The organism is uncultured Roseicyclus sp., assembly GCF_937892565.1.
Classification (GTDB): domain Bacteria; phylum Pseudomonadota; class Alphaproteobacteria; order Rhodobacterales; family Rhodobacteraceae; genus Roseicyclus.
Genome location: NZ_CALAHQ010000015.1, coordinates 1 through 2,849, shown reverse-complemented (window position 1 = coordinate 2,849; position 2,849 = coordinate 1). Strand labels below are relative to the sequence as shown.

At 57.8% G+C, this 2,849-nt stretch carries 2 protein-coding genes, 1 tRNA gene and 1 pseudogene; 3 read left to right on the top strand and 1 reads right to left on the bottom strand.

Annotation, left to right across the window (positions count from 1 at the left end):
- Positions 1 to 337: pseudogene (locus tag Q0094_RS02290) on the top strand (IS5/IS1182 family transposase); the annotation flags it as partial.
- 70 nt (positions 338 to 407) lie between these two features.
- Here Q0094_RS02290 and Q0094_RS02285 read toward each other — a convergent pair.
- Complete coding sequence (locus Q0094_RS02285; RefSeq protein ID WP_297614832.1) at positions 408 to 728, bottom strand: hypothetical protein; 321 nt, start codon at positions 726 to 728, stop codon at positions 408 to 410.
- Between the two features lie 826 nt (positions 729 to 1,554).
- Here Q0094_RS02285 and Q0094_RS02280 point away from each other — a divergent pair.
- Both Q0094_RS02280 and Q0094_RS02275 read left to right on the top strand, forming a co-directional pair.
- Complete coding sequence (locus Q0094_RS02280) at positions 1,555 to 2,514, top strand: DMT family transporter (protein WP_297614830.1); 960 nt, start codon at positions 1,555 to 1,557, stop codon at positions 2,512 to 2,514.
- Between the two features lie 68 nt (positions 2,515 to 2,582).
- Positions 2,583 to 2,659, top strand: a tRNA-Asp gene (locus Q0094_RS02275).
- Positions 2,660 to 2,849: the final 190 nt, after the last annotated feature.

Here is a 2,849-nt window from a genome sequence, read left to right as displayed (position 1 = left end):
CTTTCTGACCGCGGGCCAAACCAGCGACGACACCGGACCGGCGGCCCTGCCGGACTGCCTGCCTGCTGGCGAATGGCTGATCACCGACCGGGTCGACGACGCCGACCGGTTCAGGGGAAGCGTTGACGGAAAATGGAGGATCCCCAGCAGACCCGGCCAAACGTCACGTGGCAAGGCCATCCGCTACGGCAAACGCCGATACAAGCGGCACCAAAGGATCAAGATCATGTTCGGTAAAATGAAGGTCTGGCGCCGGGTCGCTACCCGCGATGACACATGCGCCAGAACCTTTGTCTTGGCCATGCCCCCAGACGCAACCGTCAGCTTCCGGCTTTGACATTCACTGAGCCGTGAGCCTGTGGGTTATTCGCCTGTCCAATTCTGGGGGCGCAGATGATGTTGCCATCCTACTGGATTGTGTAGCTCCCCAGTTCGCACATATCCACGGTATCTTCCAGCCTGTCGCCATCATCAAAAACCATAAGCATGTCATACACGCATTGAGAACGACCATCGGCCACTGTGATTTTCAGCGTATATCCGCTCTCAAGCACATCGTTTCCAAGCACGTCTTCTTCCCAAGACGCGACATCTTCGGGCGATGTGTAAAACTCCACAAGCGTGTAACCAGACATGTTGATAAGCACAAACTCCAAGTCCTGAGCAAATGCAGGATAAGAGATGAACATCGCAACTAATGAACCAAATACGTATCGAAAGGTGGTCATTTTTGGGTGTCTCCTGAAAATTACATGCAAGAAAAAGGCTAATTGAAATCTATCTGATCGAGCAACAAGAATTATGAAAAGGTGACCGACGGTTTAGGTGATCCAAATTTTCTGTCCGTTTTAGCGCATTTCAAAGCTGTATCGGGCATGTGTTTCAATGTGCCTTTTGCTCGTTCAACCCTCTCCAATATGCTTCGTTCGGCCGGTGCCGATCAAGGGCGGGCGGGAGCCACTTGGTGTTGTGCAACCCACAATGACACACTGGTCTTGCAAGCCATGTTGATCATGTCGAGGTGGATCGCATCGTCTTTCGGGCTTCGCAAGGAACGCTCACAAAGATGGCCTTCTTCACGGTCTCAATACAAACGTCGGTATGCATCGTGTTTGTCAGCCGCCAGTTCAGCAGCTTGCCCGCGCGATCTTGGTCTCATGAACACGCCCCATTTACGCGCCCCGGCTGTGGCTGGGCGTCAGGGCCGTATGTTGACGTCAGGCAAGATGAAGGGGGCACAGCATGTGCCGGAACCCTGCCTTTGATGGTCATTGCCCCAATTGGGGGCAGGTGGCGATATTTCGCCCGCCCGACAGGGTTTCGTGGCAAGTGGGCGACGCAGATGCGCCGCTGATGCGGCTGGACGTATGGCCGTTTTCAACTGCGGTCCGGCGATGGCTGGGAATGTCTGCCTTTGCCACCGCGCGCAACAAGACCGCTTGCCGCGCCGCTCGTTCCGGTTCAACGTCACGCCATGGATTTGCGCCACGTCACTGCCCTTGATCTGTGTGCCATCGCCGAACTGCATGCGGCAAATGGGCTGTCACTCCAATCATGAGCCCCGCTTTGCGCGCGATCTTGTTCATCTTGCTGGGCGTCTTGTGCGGGTCGCTCAATGATCTGGGGATCAAGCTTTTGTCGGGGGAATACCCGCTGCATCAGATGATCTTTGTGCGCTCGATCGTGGGGGTTCTGGTCAGCCTTGTGTTCTTGCACCTGGAAGGGGGCTTGGCGCTGTTGCGCACCAAAAGGCCGGGTCTGCATCTGGTGCGGACCGCCTTGGTCGTGTTCTCGAACATGACTTTCTTTGCGGCCTTGGCTGTCATGCCTTTGGGGGCGGCGACGGCGCTGTTCTTTGTGCCGCCGCTTTTCATCACGCTTTTGGCGATTCCCATTCTGGGCGAACCGATTGGCCGCCATCGCATCGCGGCCGTCTTGATCGGGCTTCTGGGGGTTGGTGTGATGATGGCGCCGGGGGTTGATTGGGGGGGGATCGGGCGGATCAACCTTTTGCTGCCGGTCGCGGCTGCGATGTTTTACGCAGGCATGCAGGTGCTGACACGCAAGCTGGGTGCCTATACCGCTGCATCGGCCATGGCGCTGTATATTCAGCTGACCTTTTTGACGGTGTCGGCGCTGTTTTTCGTGGTCGCGGGCGATGGTCGCTTTGCCGACGGCCTGACCCATCCTTCGGCGTTGTTCTTGCTTCGTGCGTGGATCTGGCCCGATGCGGGCGATCTTTGGGTCTTTATCATGCTGGGCTTGATGTCTGCCTTGATCGGCTATTGCATGGGCATGGCCTACAAGCTTGGCAATGCTTCGGTCGTGGCATCCTATGAATATGCAGCACTTCCCCTCGCGCTGTTGTGGGGATGGCTGATCTTTGGCGAGGTGCCGCGCAGCGTGGTCTGGTTGGGGGTGGTGCTGATCACGGGGGCGGGGCTCTATGTCTTTGCCCGCGAACGGGCACAAGATCGGGTGCTGGCCGCCAGCCCGCCGCTGCGTCATCCGTGAAAAATCCGTGTGCCTTGTCCAAGGGCGCTTGACGGCGGGTGCAGGGCACAATAGTCACGCCTTCACGCGCGGTTGTAGCTCAGTTGGTTAGAGTACCGGCCTGTCACGCCGGGGGTCGCGGGTTCGAGCCCCGTCAACCGCGCCACTTTCCTCCCAATCGTTTCGACGTGATGTGCCTGAGGCAAAACCTCGGTCTGCGCAGATCTCAGCCGCACGGCGCGCCCGTTACAAATACCGCCCAAGCTGCCATTGACGCCGCCATGCTGATTGCCTAAAGCACCCTTCACGCGCGGTTGTAGCTCAGTTGGTTAGAGTACCGGCCTGTCACGCCGGGG

Coding starts and splice junctions, on each gene's coding strand:
- Q0094_RS02280 (WP_297614830.1), top strand. CDS start 1,555: ATGAGCCCCGCTTTGCGCGCGATCTTGTTCATCTTGCTGGGCGTCTTG.
- Q0094_RS02285 (WP_297614832.1), bottom strand. CDS start 728: ATGACCACCTTTCGATACGTATTTGGTTCATTAGTTGCGATGTTCATC.